General features: G+C 66.3%; 18 protein-coding genes. 14 read left to right on the forward strand and 4 right to left on the reverse strand.

Annotated elements, in window-relative coordinates; translation table 11 throughout:
* The first annotated feature begins 12 nt into the window (after nucleotides 1-12).
* From mutS to GPT34_RS06770, 6 genes are all read left to right on the forward strand, one after another.
* On the forward strand, nucleotides 13-2,619 hold the full coding sequence (gene mutS, locus GPT34_RS06745) for a DNA mismatch repair protein MutS (RefSeq protein ID WP_291010493.1): 2,607 nt from the start codon (nucleotides 13-15) through the stop codon (nucleotides 2,617-2,619).
* Between the two features lie 47 nt (nucleotides 2,620-2,666).
* Entirely contained in the window at nucleotides 2,667-2,960 is a 294-nt protein-coding gene (locus tag GPT34_RS06750) for a hypothetical protein (RefSeq protein ID WP_291010494.1), read from the forward strand.
* Between the two features lie 36 nt (nucleotides 2,961-2,996).
* The gene (locus tag GPT34_RS06755) at nucleotides 2,997-3,611 is read left to right on the forward strand and encodes a histidine phosphatase family protein (protein WP_291010495.1); all 615 of its coding nucleotides are present in this window, start codon (nucleotides 2,997-2,999) and stop codon (nucleotides 3,609-3,611) included.
* 132 nt (nucleotides 3,612-3,743) lie between these two features.
* Nucleotides 3,744-4,571: a proteasome-type protease gene (locus tag GPT34_RS06760; RefSeq protein ID WP_291010496.1), complete on the forward strand. Its 828-nt coding sequence runs from the start codon at nucleotides 3,744-3,746 to the stop codon at nucleotides 4,569-4,571.
* Nucleotides 4,572-4,686: 115 nt separating this feature from the next.
* Complete coding sequence (locus GPT34_RS06765) at nucleotides 4,687-5,526, forward strand: alpha/beta hydrolase (protein ID WP_291010497.1); 840 nt, start codon at nucleotides 4,687-4,689, stop codon at nucleotides 5,524-5,526.
* A gap of 124 nt (nucleotides 5,527-5,650) precedes the next feature.
* Nucleotides 5,651-7,594: a PAS domain S-box protein gene (locus GPT34_RS06770; protein WP_291010498.1), complete on the forward strand. Its 1,944-nt coding sequence runs from the start codon at nucleotides 5,651-5,653 to the stop codon at nucleotides 7,592-7,594.
* A 10-nt stretch (nucleotides 7,595-7,604) separates the two neighbouring features.
* On the opposite strand, the gene GPT34_RS06775 is transcribed toward GPT34_RS06770, so the two are convergent.
* From GPT34_RS06775 to GPT34_RS06785, 3 genes are all read right to left on the reverse strand, one after another.
* The gene (locus GPT34_RS06775; protein ID WP_291010499.1) at nucleotides 7,605-8,897 is read right to left on the reverse strand and encodes an MFS transporter; all 1,293 of its coding nucleotides are present in this window, start codon (nucleotides 8,895-8,897) and stop codon (nucleotides 7,605-7,607) included.
* A gap of 19 nt (nucleotides 8,898-8,916) precedes the next feature.
* Nucleotides 8,917-9,747 carry an undecaprenyl-diphosphate phosphatase gene (locus GPT34_RS06780; protein ID WP_291010500.1) on the reverse strand — a complete coding sequence of 277 codons (831 nt, stop codon included), beginning with the start codon at nucleotides 9,745-9,747 and terminating at the stop codon, nucleotides 8,917-8,919.
* Nucleotides 9,748-9,843: 96 nt separating this feature from the next.
* The gene (locus tag GPT34_RS06785; protein ID WP_291010501.1) at nucleotides 9,844-10,422 is read right to left on the reverse strand and encodes a hypothetical protein; all 579 of its coding nucleotides are present in this window, start codon (nucleotides 10,420-10,422) and stop codon (nucleotides 9,844-9,846) included.
* Between the two features lie 235 nt (nucleotides 10,423-10,657).
* On the opposite strand from GPT34_RS06785, the gene GPT34_RS06790 reads away from it, so the two are divergent.
* Genes GPT34_RS06790 through GPT34_RS06815 form a run of 6 tightly spaced genes read left to right on the forward strand, consistent with a single transcriptional unit; the run spans nucleotide 10,658 to nucleotide 14,655 of the window.
* Nucleotides 10,658-11,089 carry a DUF2306 domain-containing protein gene (locus tag GPT34_RS06790; protein WP_291010502.1) on the forward strand — a complete coding sequence of 144 codons (432 nt, stop codon included), beginning with the start codon at nucleotides 10,658-10,660 and terminating at the stop codon, nucleotides 11,087-11,089.
* A gap of 25 nt (nucleotides 11,090-11,114) precedes the next feature.
* Nucleotides 11,115-11,654 carry a DUF6622 family protein gene (locus GPT34_RS06795; protein ID WP_291010503.1) on the forward strand — a complete coding sequence of 180 codons (540 nt, stop codon included), beginning with the start codon at nucleotides 11,115-11,117 and terminating at the stop codon, nucleotides 11,652-11,654.
* 22 nt (nucleotides 11,655-11,676) lie between these two features.
* A complete protein-coding gene (locus GPT34_RS06800) occupies nucleotides 11,677-11,976 on the forward strand; it encodes a 2TM domain-containing protein (protein ID WP_291010504.1) in 300 nt (99 codons plus the stop codon).
* Between the two features lie 53 nt (nucleotides 11,977-12,029).
* Nucleotides 12,030-13,121: a histidine kinase gene (locus GPT34_RS06805; RefSeq protein ID WP_291010505.1), complete on the forward strand. Its 1,092-nt coding sequence runs from the start codon at nucleotides 12,030-12,032 to the stop codon at nucleotides 13,119-13,121.
* On the forward strand, nucleotides 13,118-13,798 hold the full coding sequence (locus tag GPT34_RS06810; protein ID WP_291010506.1) for a DUF2238 domain-containing protein: 681 nt from the start codon (nucleotides 13,118-13,120) through the stop codon (nucleotides 13,796-13,798). Before GPT34_RS06805 ends, GPT34_RS06810 begins: the two co-directional genes overlap by 4 nt.
* A 41-nt stretch (nucleotides 13,799-13,839) precedes the next feature.
* Nucleotides 13,840-14,655, forward strand: coding sequence for a LytTR family DNA-binding domain-containing protein (locus GPT34_RS06815; protein ID WP_291010507.1), 816 nt, complete (start codon nucleotides 13,840-13,842; stop codon nucleotides 14,653-14,655).
* Nucleotides 14,656-14,663: 8 nt separating this feature from the next.
* On the opposite strand, the gene GPT34_RS06820 is transcribed toward GPT34_RS06815, so the two are convergent.
* On the reverse strand, nucleotides 14,664-15,131 hold the full coding sequence (locus GPT34_RS06820) for a hypothetical protein (RefSeq protein ID WP_291010508.1): 468 nt from the start codon (nucleotides 15,129-15,131) through the stop codon (nucleotides 14,664-14,666).
* A 119-nt stretch (nucleotides 15,132-15,250) separates the two neighbouring features.
* Between GPT34_RS06820 and GPT34_RS06825 the strand changes: the two genes are divergently transcribed.
* The gene (locus tag GPT34_RS06825) at nucleotides 15,251-15,865 is read left to right on the forward strand and encodes a DUF924 family protein (protein ID WP_291010509.1); all 615 of its coding nucleotides are present in this window, start codon (nucleotides 15,251-15,253) and stop codon (nucleotides 15,863-15,865) included.
* A gap of 106 nt (nucleotides 15,866-15,971) precedes the next feature.
* On the forward strand, nucleotides 15,972-17,843 hold the full coding sequence (locus tag GPT34_RS06830; protein ID WP_291010510.1) for a choice-of-anchor I family protein: 1,872 nt from the start codon (nucleotides 15,972-15,974) through the stop codon (nucleotides 17,841-17,843).
* Nucleotides 17,844-17,903 lie beyond the last annotated feature (60 nt).

Here is a 17,903-nt window from a genome sequence, read left to right on the forward strand (position 1 = left end):
AAACATACCCCGATGATGCAACAGTATCTGGCGATCAAAGCCGGATACCCGCATACGCTGGTCTTTTACCGCATGGGCGACTTCTACGAGTTGTTCTTTGCCGACGCCGAAAAGGCCGCCCGCCTGCTGGACATCACGCTGACCCAGCGCGGTCAGTCGGGTGGCGCGCCGGTGGTGATGGCCGGCGTGCCCTTTCATTCGGTCGACACCTACCTGGCGCGCCTGATCAAACTCGGCGAGTCAGTGGCGCTGTGCGAGCAGGTGGGCGATGTGGCGACCGCCAAGGGGCCGGTGGAACGCAAGGTGGTGCGCGTGGTCACGCCAGGCACTTTGACCGACACCGAGCTGATGTCGGACAAGAGCGAAGCGGTCCTGATGGTGGTGCACCCGGGCGAGCGCACCGGTCTTGGGTTGGCCTGGTTGTCGGTGACGCAAGGCATCTTGTTCCTGGCCCAGTGCGCCAGCGGCGAACTGGGCGACTGGGTGGCACGTGTCGCACCGGGTGAGTTGTTGTACAGCGCCGATGCCAGCCCGACATTCGAAAAATCCTTGCTGGCGGTGGCCGAGCAACCCGTCGCCGGCGGCGCCCGCACGGTGGCGGTGGTTCGACCGGCCTGGGCGTTTGACGCGACCCTGGGCGCGCGCAAGCTGCTGGCTCAGTTGCAAGCCGCCAGCCTCTCGGCCTGGGATGCACAGGACCTGGGCGATGCCCACGCCGCCGCCGCGGCCCTGCTGGAATATGCGGAACACACTCAGGGACGGGCGCTCACGCATGTGCGCAGCCTGCGTGTGGAGCGCAGCGATGCGCTCATCAACCTGCCACCCAACACCCGCCGCAACCTGGAGCTCACCCAGACCCTGCGAGGCGAAACCCAGCCCACGCTGCTGTCCCTGATCGACACCTGCACCACCGGCATGGGCAGCCGCCAGCTGCGCAACTGGTTGCTGGAGCCTTCGCGCGACCGCGCTGAAGCGCGCGCCCGCCTGGCGGCGATCAAGGACTTGCGCGAGGGGCTGGGCGAGCGGCTGCGCGGCGCGCTCAAGGGCTCGAGCGACGTGGAGCGCATCACCGCGCGCACCGCCTTGCGCCAGGTACGCCCGCGCGAGTTGGTCGGGCTCGGGCTCACGCTGGCGCGGGCGCGGCAGCTCGCCGACCTGCTGCAGGCAAAATCGCCAGCAGGCGCAGCACCGGGCCTGCTCACGAGCCTGTGCGCCGACCTGGTGCCCCCCGAGGGTTGCGCCGCGCTGCTGCAGGCTGCGCTGCGGCCCGAGCCCGCCGCCCTGGTGCGCGATGGAGGCGTGATCGCCGACGGCTTTGACGCCGATCTCGACGAGCTGCGCGCCATCCAGACCAACTGCGACGACTTTCTGATTGCACTCGAAGGCCGCGAGCGCGAGCGCACCGGCATCGCCAATCTGCGCGTGCAGTTCAACAAGGTGCACGGGTTCTACATCGAGGTCACGCAGGGCCAGGTGGACAAGGTGCCGGACGACTACCGCCGGCGCCAGACGCTCAAGAACGCCGAGCGTTTCATCACGCCCGAACTCAAGGCCTTCGAAGACAAGGCGCTGTCGGCCCAGGAGCGCGCCCTCTCGCGCGAGAAGCTGCTGTATGAATCCCTGCTCGACCAGCTGCAGCCCCACATTCCCGAACTGACCCGCGTGGCCCGCGCCATCGCGGCGCTGGACGCCCTGTGTGCGCTGGCCGAGCGCTCGCTCACGCTGAACTGGTCCGAACCGCTGTTTGCCGCCGAGCCTTGCATCGAGATTCGCGGCGGGCGCCACCCGGTGGTGGAAGCGCGACTGAACCAGACCAGTGGCGGCAGCTTCATCGCCAACGACACGGTGCTGGGCGCGAAGCAGCGCATGCAGGTCATCACCGGGCCCAACATGGGCGGAAAAAGCACCTACATGCGCCAGGTGGCGGTGATCGTGCTGCTGGCCAGCATGGGCAGCTACGTGCCAGCCGAGGCCTGCCGCCTGGGCCCGATCGACGCCATCCACACCCGCATCGGCGCCGCCGACGACCTGGCCAATGCGCAGTCCACCTTCATGGTCGAGATGACCGAAGCGGCCCAGATCCTGCACGCAGCCACGCCGCAAAGCCTGGTGCTGATGGACGAGATCGGCCGCGGCACCTCCACCTTCGACGGCCTGGCGCTGGCGGGTGGCATCGCCGCCCACCTGCACGACAAAGTGCGCTGTTTCACCCTGTTCGCCACCCACTATTTCGAACTCACCGAATTCCCCGCCCAGCACCACGCCGCGCTCAACGTGCACGTGAGCGCGGTCGAGGGTGGCGGCCAACGCGGCGGCGGAGGCGGCATCGTGTTTCTGCACCAGATCGAGCCCGGTCCGGCCAGCCGCAGCTACGGCATCCAGGTAGCGCGGCTGGCTGGCGTGCCCAGTGCAGTGGTGCAACAGGCACGCGCCGCGCTCGCCGCCCTCGAATCGCAAAGCGAGCAACACCGCAGCCAAGTCGACCTGTTCGCCCCACCGCCCGAGCTGCCAGAAGCCGAGACCCCGCCTGTGGTGACTGCGCTGACCGCGATCGACCCCGACAGCCTGAGTCCCAAGGAAGCACTGGATTTGATTTACCAGCTTAAAAAGTTGATGTAAATTCACGCGCGAAGATGCGGCTACTCCCGTGCCGCGAGGAGCTCGACATGCTGAGACGACACGCTGTCGCGGCCTGCGCGCTGGCCCTGCTGCCGGCCATGGCGCGACCACAAGACCAAAGCGCTCGCGCCGAGAGAGCGCTGACCGAGTTGTTGTTCACCGAAGAAGCTGACGAATTCACCGCCTACCGCTTCGTCAACTCGCGTGGCTATGTGGAAGTTATCTTCGCGTCCAACATCCCGCGCGACCTTGCCAAGGACCTGATGGCCAAGATCAAGGCGTTGCCCGAGGTCTCGGGTGCGCGCGAAAGCTTCGTTGGAACCCCGTGTCGACGCTTCTGATCCAATAGCCGTCGATGAGCAACCTACTCAGACACCATGATCCTCGCCAACGGCTTTGTGCATAGCGTCCGCCTCCTGCTTTCGTTCTGGGCGACGCTCACAATGACAGCTCCTGTCGCTGCTCAGGCTCAGACCGACCTCTGGACAACCATCCAGACACAGCCCAACATCGTGCTGGTCGGTCGGCACATGGACACCGGCCGTGGCGTTGGAACCCGCTACGATCCCAGCGGCCAGTGTGAGGGCGAAGTCATGCTCTCGGCCAAGGGGCGGCGCCAGGCCGAAGCCATGGGACGAGTGTTCCAGGCGCAGGGGGTGGGCCCCGAGCGGCTCCATGTGGTGGCTTCCGCCATGTGCCGGATGCGAGACACCGCCATGCTGGCCTTCGGCAAGGCAACGCTGGATCCCGCATTGCGTGAATCTTTCTCGGGCGGCGGCACTCGTCAGAACGAATTCCTGGATGCCGCCGAAGCTTGGGCACGTCAGCACCGGGGTAATACGCCCCTTCTGCTGCTAACCCACCATCCCAACATCGATGCACTGACTGGCGAGCAGCCAGACTTTGGTCAGGTGGTGGTCACCCAGTCCGACGAAAACGGCGGCTTAGTCGTGCTGGGCGTGCTGAGAGTGTTCAATCCTGGCGACTTCTAAGCCACTCTTGCAGGTTACCCTGGCGGGGCATCGCCAACCACGGAAGGCCCCCGCCCTACACTTGGGGACTGACTTTCCCCTCTCCTCCTGATGTGCACCCACAAGGCGCCTTCGACATCCCCACGCTCACCTATGACCTACTGCGTCGCCGCCAAGCTCAAAGCCGGCCTGGTTTTTCTTTCCGACTCGCGCACCAACGCCGGTCTCGACCAGATCAGCATCTATCGCAAGATGCTGATCTACGAGCGTCCGGGCGAGCGCTTCATGTGCCTGCTGTCCGCGGGCAACCTGAGCATCTCGCAGTCGGTGCGAGAGATCCTGCAGGTCGAGAAACTGCCCGATCATGAAGGCGGCGATCCGATCACGATCTGGAACGCGCGCAGCATGTTTGACGCGGTTCGGGTGCTGGGCGCAGCGGTGCGCCACGTCTACGAACGCGATGGCGAATCGCTCAAGCGCGCCGGGGTGGACTTCAACGTGTCGATGATCTTCGGCGGCCAGATCCAGGGAGAAGGCATGCGCCTGTTCCAGGTCTATTCGGCTGGCAACTTCATTGAGGCCACGCTGGACACCCCGTTCTTCCAGATCGGCGAATCCAAGTACGGCAAGCCGGTGCTGGACCGGGTGATCACACCCGACACGCCACTGGACGAGGCGGCCAAGTGTGTGCTGGTGTCGATGGATTCCACGCTCAAGTCCAACCTGTCGGTCGGGCTGCCGCTGGATCTCGCGGTGTACGAGGCCGATCGGCTGAGCAGCGAGAAGATCACCTGCATCGACGAGAACAACCCCTACTTCCGCATGCTGCACGACACCTGGGGCCAGAAGCTGCGCGAGGTGTTCGACAGCATCGAACACCCCACCTGGGACGGCACGCCCACCGCGGTGCCGCTGATGGGCGGCAGCGAGCGCAGCCAGCCACTGCGCAAGATCACCAACGAGCGCGAAAAACTGATCTGAACCTTTTGGACTCGCCGCCACACCCGCCCGGGGTGGCGCTTGGGTAGACCCTTCCTCGATCACACTGCAGCGCGCCTGAGCCGGTGATCGCGCCATCCCTGGCTACCTGGTCTCCATGTCCCTCATCATCTTTTCCCACGCCAACAGCTTTCCCGCCAGCACCTACAGCGTGATGTTCCGCTCGCTGCGCGCGCGCGGCTTCTCGGTGCGTGCACTGGAGAAATTCGGACACGATCCCCGCTACCCGGTCACCAGCAACTGGCCTCACCTGGTGCAGCAGCTGGCCGATTTTGCCGCGCCCGAGATCGAGCAGCATGGCCAGGGCGCCTGGCTGGTGGGCCATTCGCTGGGCGGCTTTCTGAGCCTGATGTGCGCTGCCCGGCACCCGCAGCTCGGCGGGCATGCGGTGCGCGGTGTGCTGCTGCTCGACGCGCCTGTCATCGGTGGCTGGCGCGCGCGTGCGCTCGAGCTGATCAAGCGAACCCAGCTCGTGGGCTCGATCCTGCCGGGCAAGATCAGCCGCTACCGGCGCGACACCTGGGGCGACGCGGCCAGCGCCCTGGGCCACTTCCAGCACAAGGCCGCCTTCGCCCGCTGGGACCCGCAGGTGCTGCAGGACTACATCGACCTGGGCACGTACGACGTGGACACGCCACACGGACCGCGCCGCGTGCTGAGCTTCGATCGCGCCGTGGAAACCGCGATCTACAACACCCTGCCCCACAACCTGGACCGCCTGTTGCGCCGCCACCCGCTGCCCTGCCCGGTGGGCTTCATCGGCGGCACCGCGTCGCTGGAGATGCAGCAGGTCGGCATGCACATGACGCACAAGGTGGTGGGAACCGGTCACCCGCAGCGACTGCAAATGGTCGAGGGCACCCACCTGTTTCCGATGGAGCGGCCGGCGGAAACTGCTGCCGTGATTGCAGACACCTTGCAGGCGCTGAACACTTAAGTGCTGCTTTTCTCGCGGGCGATTCGCTCATGCTGCAACAGCAGGGAAAAGGCCGTCCTGTTGTGCTCGCCAGCCTTGTCACAGGTGGGTATAAACAAAAGGGCGGCCCGCCCGCCACGAACCCATGAACCCTACCAAGTCCAGCGCGAGCCACACCGACGATAGTCTATGGTCTCGGCTGCTCGACTGGCAGCCTGAGCGCCGAAGCCTGTGGCGGCGGCTGGCCGTGGCACTGGTGCTGACGCTGCTTGCGGGGTGGTTGCGCGTGGTACTGGCGCCAGCCGAATCGGGTGGCCGCTTCATCACGGTCTCGCTGGCGGTGGCGCTCTCGGCGATCTACGGCGGCCTGGCCGCAGGGATATTCAGCACCGTCCTCAGCCTGGCGCTAGTCAACTTCCTGCTGATTCCGCCCCTTTTCAGCTTCGCCATTCAGGATCCAGTCGAAGCGTTCTGGCTCAACCTCTGGTTTCTGATAGCGCAAGTGGTGGTGGTGGGAGCCATCGGATGGATGCAACGGCAAAACCTCAGGCTGCGCCAGATCGGCAAGCAGGCCGCGAGCAGCCAGCAGCGCTTCCTGGACACCTTCGAGTTCGCAGCAGCCGGCATGTCACACGTGTCGCTTCAAGGCCAGATGCTGCGCGTGAACAAGACCTTCTGCCAGATGGTCGGCTACAGCGAGGCCGAACTGCTGCGCATGCGATTCCGGGACTTCACCGTTGCAGACGATGTGGCCCCGGACGAGAGCCTGCTGGCCAGGGCCCTCGCTGGCGAGATCGACCGCTACTCGCTGGAAAAGCGCTATATCCACAAGGATGGACACCTGGTCTGGGCCCACCTCACGGTGGCTCTGGTGCGCCGAGCTGGCGGCGTGCCTGACTACTTCATCTCTGTGGTGCAAGACCTGAGCGCGCTCAAGGCGGCAGAAACTGCCCTGCGCACCAGCGAACGGCTCATGCGGCAGGCGCAGAACCTGGCCGGTTTTGCCAGCTTCGAAGCAGACGTACAAAATAACCGCTTTCACACGCTGGGCAACTCGCACCAGCGCCTGGGCCTGCCGCGCGCCGATTTCACGGGCGAGGACATGATCGGCGCTGCACACCCTGCTGATCGGGATCGCATGGCCGCGGACTGGAAGGACGCACTGCAAGGCAAGCGTCCTTACAACACCACCTACCGCACCCGCATCACGGGCCAGGATCGTTGGTTCAGCGTGCGCGCCGAGTTCGAGCGCGACGCCGAGGGCAAGGCTATCCGGGCGTTCGGCGTCAGCCAGGACATCACCGATCGCAAACGATCCGAGCTCGAAATCCGGCGCCTGAACGCTTCGCTGGAGCACCGCATCCAGGAGCGCACGCGCGAGCTCAAGGATGCCTACGACGAACTGGAAAGCTATTCCTACGCCGTGGCTCATGACCTGCGTTCCCCGCTTCGCATCATCAATGGTTTCGCTCAGGCGCTGGAGGAGGACAGCCAGGAACTCACCCCGTCCAGCCGCGCGCATCTGGATCGCATCAAGGGTGCCAGCCTCAAGATGGGCCAGCTGATCGATGGCCTGCTGGCGCTGGCGCAATACGGTCGCGGCGAAATGCAGCGAAAACCGGTGGACCTCGGCGCACTGGCCCAACACATGCTCGAAGAGCTGGCGAGCGCAGAACCCGGGCGCTCGGTGACGTGGGAGATCGAGCCAGGTCTGCTGGTGCAGGCCGATCCCGCCCTGATGGACGCCTTGATGCAAAACCTGCTGCACAATGCCTGGAAATACAGCGCCTTGAAAAAGGATGCGCACATCCGGGTGTTTGCCCGCGCCGTCGATGGCCAGACCCACTACTGCGTCAGCGACAACGGCGCCGGTTTTGACATGGCGCGCGCCGGCAAGCTGTTCCAGCCTTTTCATCGCCTGCACCTGCCCCACGAATTCAGCGGCCTGGGCATTGGCCTCGCCACCGTGCGGCGCATCGTGCTGCGGCATGGTGGCGCGCTGCAGGCCGAGAGCACGCCAGGCGCAGGCGCCACGTTCTGCTTCACCATCCCGGACGAGCCGAACTCGACACCCCCATCAGGGCACTGAGCCCAGGCGCTCAGCGTGGCGCGTCGGGCGCGTGTGCCCCATGCGCTGGCGGCGAGGTGTCATCGGCCAGACTGCGCGGATCCATTTGCAGCACCGCCTGCGAACCACCGCCCATGGCCACGAAGGTCGACTTTTCCTCGGCAGGGACGGGCGTGAAGTAGCGCAGCCGCTTCAGCGCGTACAGGGCCAGGCCAGCCATCACGGCCGCGAAGTACAGCATGAGGCTGGACGAGCCTGCCACGTCCATCACCACACCGGCGGCCACCGGTCCGATGGCAGCGCCAATGCCGTGGATGAGCAGCAGGCCACCACTGAATTCCACCAGACGCGAGGAGTCGATCACGTCGTTCACGTGTGCAACACACAACCCGTAGATGGCAAAAATCAGCCCGCCGAACAGCACCGCCAGCGGGATCAGCGAGTCGGGCGAGACACCGGCCAGCAGGTAGCCCAGACTACAGACACCAGCGCCGAAAATGCACACCCACATCAGCACCAGCCGCCGGTCGTGGGTGTCGGAGTAATGGCCCACCGGCCATTGGAAAAAGGCACCACCCAGAATCGCGGCCGCCACAAAGCTGGCCACCTGAGCATCCGAGAACCCGACACCTTGCGCAAACAGGGCTGCCATGCCGTAGAACGCACCGGTGATCAGCCCAGAAGAGAGGGCCGCGCCCATGCCCACGGGCGAAGCTTCGTAAATGCTGCGCAGGCTCAGCCTGGGCGCCTCGACCGGCTCGGGCTCGTCCACCGGCGTCATGGTGATGGGCAGCAGCGCAAACGAGAACATCACCGAGACCATGGCAAAGGGCACGAAGCCCAGCCGGTCGCCCACCAGAATCAGCCACTGCCCCACCGCAAGGCCGACGAAGTTGATCGCCATGTAAACGGCAAACAGGCGGCCACGCAGGGCGTTGGGCGCCAGCGAGTTGAGCCAGCTCTCCAGCACGATGTAGAGCCCCACCATGCACACCCCGGTGACCAGGCGCAGCGCGCCCCAGAACCAGGGGTCGATCCACAAGGCGTGCAGGATGGGCATGGTCGAGGCCAGGGAGGCCATGGCCGCGAAGGCGCGGATGTGTCCTACCCGCCGGATCATCACCGGACACAGGTAGGTGCCCAGCACGAAGCCCACGAAGTAAGCCGAGGTCACCAGGCCCAGTGTGATGCTGGAGAAATCGGCCAGGCCGGCGCGCAAGCCCAGCACCGAAAACAGCAGGCCCACCCCCACCACCAGCAAGGCCACGCCGCTGAGCAGCGTCGACAGGCGCACCAGCAGCGGGCCCATGGCGGAATCGTTCATGCGCCTGACCCTAGCAAGATCAAGCGACCCAGTCCACCCACCCGGTGTACGCGGTGATCAGAATCAGGCCTCCGAAGGCGATGCGGTACCAGGCAAACGGCACGAAGGTGTGGTTGCCCACAAAGCGCAGCAACCATTTCACGCACACCCAGGCCGACAGGTACGACACCACCAGACCCACGGCAAAGAGCGGGATGTCTGCCGTGCTCAGCAGATCGCGGTTCTTGAAGATGTCGTAGGTCGCCGCGCCGAACAGCATGGGAATGGCCAGGAGGAAGCTGAATTCTGTGGCCGCCTTGCGGTTGAAGCCCAGCAGCATGGCGCCAATGATGGTGGCGCCCGAGCGGCTCACACCGGGCACCAGCGCAGTGCATTGAATCAGGCCCACTTTCAGCGCGTCCTGCCAGCGCACGTGGTCCACGTCGTCCACACGCGGGGGAAGACCGCGGCTTTGCAGGCGCTCGGCCCACAAGATCACCACCCCACCCACGATGAATCCCAGCGCCACCACCACCGGGTTGAACAAGACGCTTTTGATGAAGTCGATGAACAGCACGCCCGCCAGCGCCGCCGGGAAAAACCCCACCAGCACATTGAGCGTGAAGCGCTGCGCCTGGCGCTCTGTGGGCAAGCCCACCAGCGTCTGCCACAACTTGGCGGCATACAGCGAGACGATGGCCATGATGGCGCCGGTCTGGATCACCACCTCGAACAGTTTGGTTTTGTCGCCTGGCATGTCGAGCAGCGCGGCGGTCAGGATGAGGTGGCCGGTGGAAGAGATCGGCAGAAACTCGGTCAAGCCCTCCACCACTCCCATGATGGCGGCCTTGATCAGCAGCGTGATGTCCATGTGTCGACCGCCTGTGCAGCGGCTCAAAAAAAGAACAGGCCAGATACCGGCCTGTGATGGGTGGAGATGTTACCCGGTGATCAGGCGCGCTCAGACTCAGCGCTGCACCGGATCGAGCTGCAGCCGCAAGCCACCGGGCACCACGTCGAGCAGACCCGGCTGGTAGCCCCAGCCCCGGGCCACTTCCAGATCTTCGGGCTTGAGGCGGTGGATCACGAAGTCCTTGAGCAGGTTTTCTGCCAGCAGGGCACCAAGCCGATTCGCCCGGGAAGCGTACGCCGACGGCACACCCGGTACCTCGAAGTCCTCCACGCGCACCTCGCTCAGGCGCACGGTGTTGTCGCTGGGCTCGAAGCGCAGCCCGTAACTCAGGTTGAGCTTGCCCTGGTATTCGCGCGAGCCCAGCAGAAACGAGCCCAGCTCGTAACCCAGTTCGGTGCCGATGCGGTTTTCCACCGGCATCAGGCGCACCCGGGGTGATGCCAGCGACACGTCAAACAGCTCCAGATAGCGGCTGTTGAACGGGAACTGGGTCCTGATGAGCTCCACCAGCTTCACTTCGGAAATCTCGATCGTGCGCGGACCTGGCTGCAGCAGGGCGCAGCCGCCCAGCATCAGCACCGGCCAGGCGACAGCGGCGGTCAGCAGACGGCGGCGCGGCGGGAATGGGTTCATGGTGTTCTCCCTGGGAGCATCCTGGCCAAAGCGGTCAGGTCGATTCGACCCATTGTAGAAAGCTGGCTGGACCGGGGCGCCGCCTCGTGCACCGCCATGGCACCCGAACCGGCTGCATTTCACGCCGCCCAGCCGGCGTTTCGCGCCACCACCAAGCCAAACCGTCGCAATCGGCTGGCTCTCGCCCGTTGCGGCAGGCACAGTCGGGCCCAGACCCCACCCACCGGAGAACCCCATGCAGCTCACCCCCGTCATTGCCATCCACCTGAGCGCCGCGCTGGGCGCCGTCGCACTCGGACCGCTGGCGCTGTGGGCCCGCCGCGGCCACGCCGGGCGTATCGCCCAGACCCAGCGTCCGCGCCTGCACCGCGCCGCTGGGTATGCCTGGGTCACGCTCATGCTCGCCACCGCGGTCTCCGCCATCTTCATCCGCGACCACAGCATGCCCAACTTCGCCGGCTACACGCCCATCCACCTGCTGGTGCCGCTCACGCTCGGCGGCCTCTACATCGCCTTCCGCAACCTGCTGCGCGGCAACATCGCCGGCCACCGCAAAGCCATGGTGCAGCTCTATGTGGGCGCCTGCATCGTTGCTGGCGGCTTCACGCTGCTGCCCTCGCGCTTCCTGGGCCAGCTGGTCTGGGGGCAGTGGCTGGGCCTGGTCTGACCCGTTTCTTTGAGGAGCCCTCACCATGATGCTGTTCCAACTCGTCACCCACCAGCCCCAGGCCGTGGGTCGCATCCTGCAAGGCACACCGGCCTGGGTCTGGGGCCTGCTGGCCGCCCTGATGGCGCTGGGCCTGAGCCAGACCCTGGCGCGCCAGGCCAGCACGGCCCGCGTCCTCGCGCTGCCCGCGGCCATGAGCGTGTTGTCGCTGGTCGGGGTCGTGAGTGCCTTCAGCAGCTCAGGCAGGCTGGGCGCCACGCTGGTGGCCTGGCTGGCGAGTGCGGCGGCCGTGATGTTCGTGCTGCGCCATCTCAAGCCTGCGCGCCATGCCCGCTTCGACCCGCAGGCACGCCGCTTCCACCTGCCCGGCAGCTGGCTGCCGCTGGTGCTCATCGCCGCCATCTTTTCGCTGAAGTACATGGTGGGCATCGAACTCGCCCTGCAACCCCAGACAGCGCAACAACCCACATTCGCCCTCACCGTCTGCGCGGTCTACGGCGCATTGACCGGCATCTTCGCTGCGCGGGCCCTGGCCCTTTGGCGAATGACCACCGCAAGCCACTGACCCACCCTTGTTGGAGAACATCATGAACACGCCCTCTACCGTCCTGCCACCCGAACTCGAACGCATCGCGCGCAAGCGGGTGAAGGCCCGGATGGGCTGGTACACACACGCGCTGATCTACGCCTGCGTGATCGGTGGACTGGCCCTCGTCGGCGCATGGCAAGGCCGCTACTGGCCGATCGCACCCGCGCTGGGCTGGGGCGTCGGCCTGCTCATGCACGGCCTGAGCGTGTTCGTCTGGCGCGCCGGTTCGGGGTTTCAGGACGGCATGCTGCAACGCGAACGCGAGCGACTGGCGCAGCAACAGCGCCCGGGAACCTGAGGCCGCACGCCGTGCCAGAATTGGTGCCCACCCGACCGCGGCACCACGCGCCCATGTCACCCACCACCACCCTTCTGCGGCACTGGCTGCCCGCCGACACCCACAAGGGCTTGATGCGCCGCATGCTCATCGTGTGGGCGGTCGCGCTGCTGATTGCGCTGGCCCAGTGGCTGAGCAAATCGGAGACGCACGCACTGGACCGCTCGCTGGTCTACAGCTGCGCCATCAGCACCAGCATCTGGTTTTTCACCGACCCGGTGCGCATCGGGTTGCGCCACTGGCTGCACACCCAGGCCCCGAGCTACTGGTCGCTCGCGCCACGCAGCATCGCCTGGCTGTTCACCGGCGTCGTGCTGGGCTATGCGCTCGGCACCACCATCGGCGATGCGTACAGCGGCGAATCGACCTGGGGCCTGCTGAGCAGCTCGCCCCAGCGCTTCTGGGGCATCTGGCTGAGCTCGCTGGCCATCAGCCTGGGCTTTCTCTTTTTCTTCTATCTGCGCGAAAAATCGCTCGCGCTCCAGCGCCAGGCCACCGAAGCCCGGCTGCGCCTGCTGGAAACCCAGCTGGAACCGCACATGCTGTTCAACACGCTGGCCAACCTGCGCGCCCTGATCGCCACCGAGCCAGCCAGCGCGATCGCCATGCTCGACCGCCTGAACGACTACCTGCGCGCCACCCTGCGCGCCTCGCGCAGCGGCGAAGCTCAGCAGGCACCGCACACGCTGGCCGACGAGTTCGCGCGCCTGGACGACTACCTGGCGCTGATGGCGGTGCGCATGGGGCCGCGCCTGCAGGTCAGCCTGAACCTGCCCGATGCCCTGGCCAGCCACCCCTTACCGCCCCTGCTGCTGCAGCCGCTGGTGGAAAACAGCATCCGCCACGGGCTGGAGCCCAGCGTGGCGGGCGGCGAACTCAGGGTCGGCGCTCTTCAGCAGGGCGGTCATCTGGTGCTGGAAGTCAGGGACACGGGCGTCGGCTTCGACGGCGCGCCTGCGGAGGGTTTCGGCCTCGCCCAGGTGCGCGAGCGCGTGGCCAGTGCCTATGACGGCCGCGGGCGGGTGCAATTCGCTGCGACCCCCGGCGCCGGCACCACCGTATCCATCCTCCTGCCGCTCGCAACGCGAGAACCCATGCCCGCATGACACAGCGCCACTGGCTGCCCCAGACCCTGCTCGCCCTGTATGCACCGGTGTGGATCGCGTGCGCCATCAACCCGCTCTTTCCGTCAGACTGGCTGATCGAGAACGTCCTGGTGTTCCTGGCACTGCCCACCGTCCTGTATGCGTGGCGCTTCCAGCGCTTCAGCGACGGCGCCTGCGTGGGCATGTTCCTGTTCTTCTGCCTGCACTCGCTCGGCTCCCACTACACCTACGCCGAAGTGCCCTACGACCGCTGGTGGCAGGCGCTCACCGGCCACACCTTCAATTCGCTGTTCGGCTGGGAGCGCAACCATTTCGACCGCCTCGTGCACCTGGCCTACGGTCTGCTGCTCACCCCCATCTTCACCGAGCTGATCGGGCGGGTCGTGCGGGTGCGTCGTGCGGTCTGGATGTGGGTCGTCATGGCCAGCTTCATGGGCCTGCATGCCATGGTCTATGAGCTGGTGGAATGGGCTGCCGCCATGGTGGTCGCCCCCGAACTGGGCGCCGCCTACCTGGGCACGCAGGGCGACGTGTGGGACGCCCACAAAGACATGGCGCTGGCCGTACTGGGCAACCTCATGGCACTCGCCTACATGAGCCTGCGCGGGCGCCTCTCGCTGACCGGCGACGATGTGCCACCGGTGGTCTCCACCCTAGGGAACCCGGCACGCCGCTGACGCCCCGACCCGAAACGCTCAGCACAGTTTCCTGGACTTCCATGCCCGGCACCTCGACGCCCCGCCCCACCGCCCTGATCGCCGAAGACGAACCGTTGCTGGCCGCTGCATTGCAGGCCGAGCTGAAGAAGGCGTGGCCCGAGCTCGATGTGGTGTCGGTGGTGGTCAATGGCCCGGCGGCTGTGCAGCAAGCGCTGACCCTGCAACCCGATGTGCTGTTCCTCGACATCCGCATGCCCGGTCAGACCGGGCTGGACGCCGCGGCCGAGCTGGCCGAGCATTGGCTGGACGATGTGCCGTTCCCGGCGCTGGTGTTCGTGACCGCCTACGACCAGTACGCGGTGCAGGCCTTCGAGGCGCAGGCGGTGGACTACCTGCTCAAGCCCGTGATGCCCGAGCGGCTGGACCGCACGGTGCAGCGCCTGCAGGAACGGCTGGCGCGCTCACTGCCCGCGCCGCAGCAGCTGGACGAAGCCATCGGTCAATTGCGCCAGCTGCTCGGTCCCACATCGGTGGAAGCACCGGCCGAACCTCCGTTGACCGTGATCCAGGCCAGCGTGGGCAACAGCATCCGCATGGTGCCGCTGGGCGAGGTGCTGGTGTTTGAAGCGGCCGACAAGTACCTGCGCGTGCTAACTGCCGATCACGAGTACCTGATCCGCACCGCGCTGCGTGAACTGCTGCCGCGGCTGGACCCGGCCGAGTTCTGGCAGATCCACCGCGGCACCGTGGTGCGCGCCTCGGCCATCGACAGCGTGAACCGCGACGAAGCCGGCAAGCTGTCGCTGCGCCTGCGACAGCGCCCCGACCACTGGCCGGTCAGCCGGCTTTACGCGCAGCGCTTTCGCGCCATGTGAGCCTGGGCTCAGTCGCGGCCGCGGCCGCCGCGGCGATCACCGCCATCCCAGCGGTTGTCATAGCGGCTTTCATACCGTTCCTGCCGCTTGTGCCACTTGTGCTTCTTGTAGCCGCGGCGGTCGTCAAAACGCGGATGACCCCAGCTCTGGTAGATCACCGGAGCCGGTGCCACCACCACGGGGCGCTGATAAACCACCCTGGGCTCGCGATACACCACCCGCGGCTCCCGGTACACCACCACCGGCTCCCGGTACACGACACGGGGCTCCCGATAGACCACGGGCGGCGCATTCGACACGCCCACGCTCACGCCGGGCTGGTTGATGCCAATCGACCAGTACACATCGGTGTCGCCGCGCGCTTGGGCCGCGCCGGCCGACAAGGCCCATGCGCCAGCCGCCAGCGACACCAGGGCCAGACCGCGGGCCCAGACCGAACTGCGTTGCCAGGGGGTATTCAAGGACTTGGATTTCATGTGGGACTCCTGTTGCGGAACCTGCCGATCCCGTGGGTGCATTACAGGGAATTCCGCAGTAACCTGTACCGCATGGCGCGTCAAACACGTTGCCAGACGTAACAACCCCTGGAGCACGCATGTCACACCACCCCGACTCCGTCACCGAGGTGCTCGATTTCTGGTTCGGTGACGGCCTGCGCAACGACTGGCCCAGCACCGAGCACAAAGCGCTCTGGTTCGGCGGTGGCGCCGAGCAAGACAAGCTCATCCACGACCGCTTCAGCGCCGGCGTGGACGCCGCGCTCGACGGCGACCTGACCCATTGGGAAAGCCGCCTGCCCGCGCGGCTGGCGCTGGTGATCCTGCTCGACCAGTTCAGTCGCAACATCTACCGCGGCCAGGCACGTGCGTTCGCTGGCGATACCCGGGCTCAGCAGCTGGTGTTGCGCACGCTGGAAGCTGGCGAAGACGAGTCGCTGGCCCGCGTCGGGCGCGTGTTCCTCTACATGCCGCTGATGCACGCCGAAGACCTCGCCCTGCAAGACCGCTGCGTCGAACGCTTCACCGCATTGCACGAGGGCAGCCCGCCCGAGCTGCGCGAGAAGCTGGCCAGCAACCTGGGCTTTGCCGAGCAGCACCGCGACATCGTGCAACGCTTCGGCCGCTTTCCCCACCGCAACGCCGCGCTGGGTCGCGACACCACGGTGGAAGAAGCCATGTTCCTGAAAGACGGGCCGCGCTTCGGGCAGTGAGCGCCCAGCCAACTGTCACGCCCATCTCATCAACCCGTCACAGCAACGTCATGCGGTCCGCCGATAAACAGGGCTTCCACCTTGTTCCGTCTGGAGACCCGCTCGCATGTTGTTCCCTGTCCACCGCCCTCGCACCCACGTCTTCGCCCTGTCCCTGCTGTTGAGCGCTGCTCTCACCGCCTGCGGCGGAAGCGACGATCCCGCACCAACAACGCCGACAGCACCCGAGGCCACGCCCAGCAGCCTCACACTGGAGAAAATCGGTGGCTACAGCACTGGCCAGTTCGAGGTGAGCGCCGCCGAGATCCCGGCGTTTGACGCTGCCAGCCAGCGCCTGTTCGTGGTCAACGCCCAGCTGGGCGCGGTGGACGTGCTCAACCTGGCTGACCCGGCCAACCCGGTGAAAATCGGCACCCTCGACGCCACCGCCGTGCTCATCGGCGCCGAAATCAACAGCGTGGCGGTGTTCAACGGTACCGTGGCCGTGGCCATTCAGGCCCCTGTGAAAACCGACCCGGGCCGCATGGCGCTCTACCGCGCCAGCGACCTCAGCCTGATCAGCTCGGCGACCATCGGCGCCCAGCCCGACATGATCACCTTCACCCCCGACGGCACCAGCGTGCTGGTGGCCAACGAAGGCGAGCCCAGCGACGACTACCAGACCGACCCCGAAGGCAGCGTGAGCGTGATCGACGTGCGCAACCTCGCGACACCCGTGGTTCGCACCGCCAGCTTCACCGCTTTCAACGCCCAGGCAGCCGCACTGCGCGCCAGCGGCGTTCGCGTGTACGGCCCTGGCGCCACCGTCGCGCAGGACCTCGAGCCCGAGTACATCGCCATCTCGGCCGACGGCAGCACCGCCTGGGTCGCGCTGCAGGAGAACAATGCCCTGGCCAAGGTCGACATCGCCACGGCGGTCGTCACCAACATCCTGCCGCTGGGTTTGAAGGACCACGGCGTGGCGGGCAATGAGCTCGACGTATCCGACCGGGACAACGCCATCAACATCAGAAGCTGGGCAGGCGTGCACGGCATGTACCAGCCCGACAGCATGGCCTCGTACAGCGCAGGCGGCCAGACCTACCTGGTTACGGCCAACGAGGGTGACGCGCGCGCCTGGGGCGAAGACAACCCCGACTACCTGGGCACCCAAAACCCCTCGCTGGGTTTCATTGAAGAGCTGCGGGTATCGGCCCTGGTGCGGGCAGCAGGGTGGCAAGTGGTGCCGCCGCAGTTGCGCAGCGTGGCTGGCGCTACCCCTGTGGCGGGCGCCCTGCTCGACCCGGCGGTGTTTGGCTACTGTGGCGCCGTCGCAGGCAGCCCGGGCACTTGCAGCGCCAACGGCGAGCTGGGACGCCTCAACATCAGCTGGGTCCAGGGCTACAAGACCGACGCCATGGGGGCGCCTCTGCGCTACACCAGCGCGGGCGTAGAAGACGCCAACGGCGACCGCCTGATGTACGACAGGCTCTACAGCTACGGCGCACGCTCGTTCAGCATCTGGGATGCCAACGGCACGCTGGTCTGGGACTCGGGTGCCGCCATCGAACAGTTCCTGAACAGCGCTGACTGCAGGCTCGGCACAAACCGCAGCATTCCCTGCGCGACCTACTTCAACTCCGGCCACAACGAGGGCAACGCGCTCGACAGCCGCAGCGACGCCAAGGGTCCCGAGCCCGAAGGTCTGGCCCTGGGCAAGATCGGCAACAAGACCTTCGCCTTCATCGGCCTGGAGCGCATGGGCGGCGTGCTGGTGTACGACATCACCAACCCCGCCGCACCGACACGCGTGGACTACCTCAACACCCGGGACGAATGGGTGACCGACCCACCGAGCCTGGCCACCGTCGGTGACCTCGGGCCCGAAGGCCTGGTGTTCATTCCCGCGGCCCAGTCGCCCAATGGCAAGCCGCTGCTGGTGGTGGGCAACGAAGTCAGCGGCACCACCGCCATCCTGCAGATCAACCTGGCCTTCTGACCGCCTCCGGGCAACAACGCCAGTCCGCGCGTTGGTCAGGCCAGGCAACAGGCGCTGACC

This window comes from Hydrogenophaga sp., from assembly GCF_011390835.1.
GTDB lineage: Bacteria > Pseudomonadota > Gammaproteobacteria > Burkholderiales > Burkholderiaceae_C > Hydrogenophaga.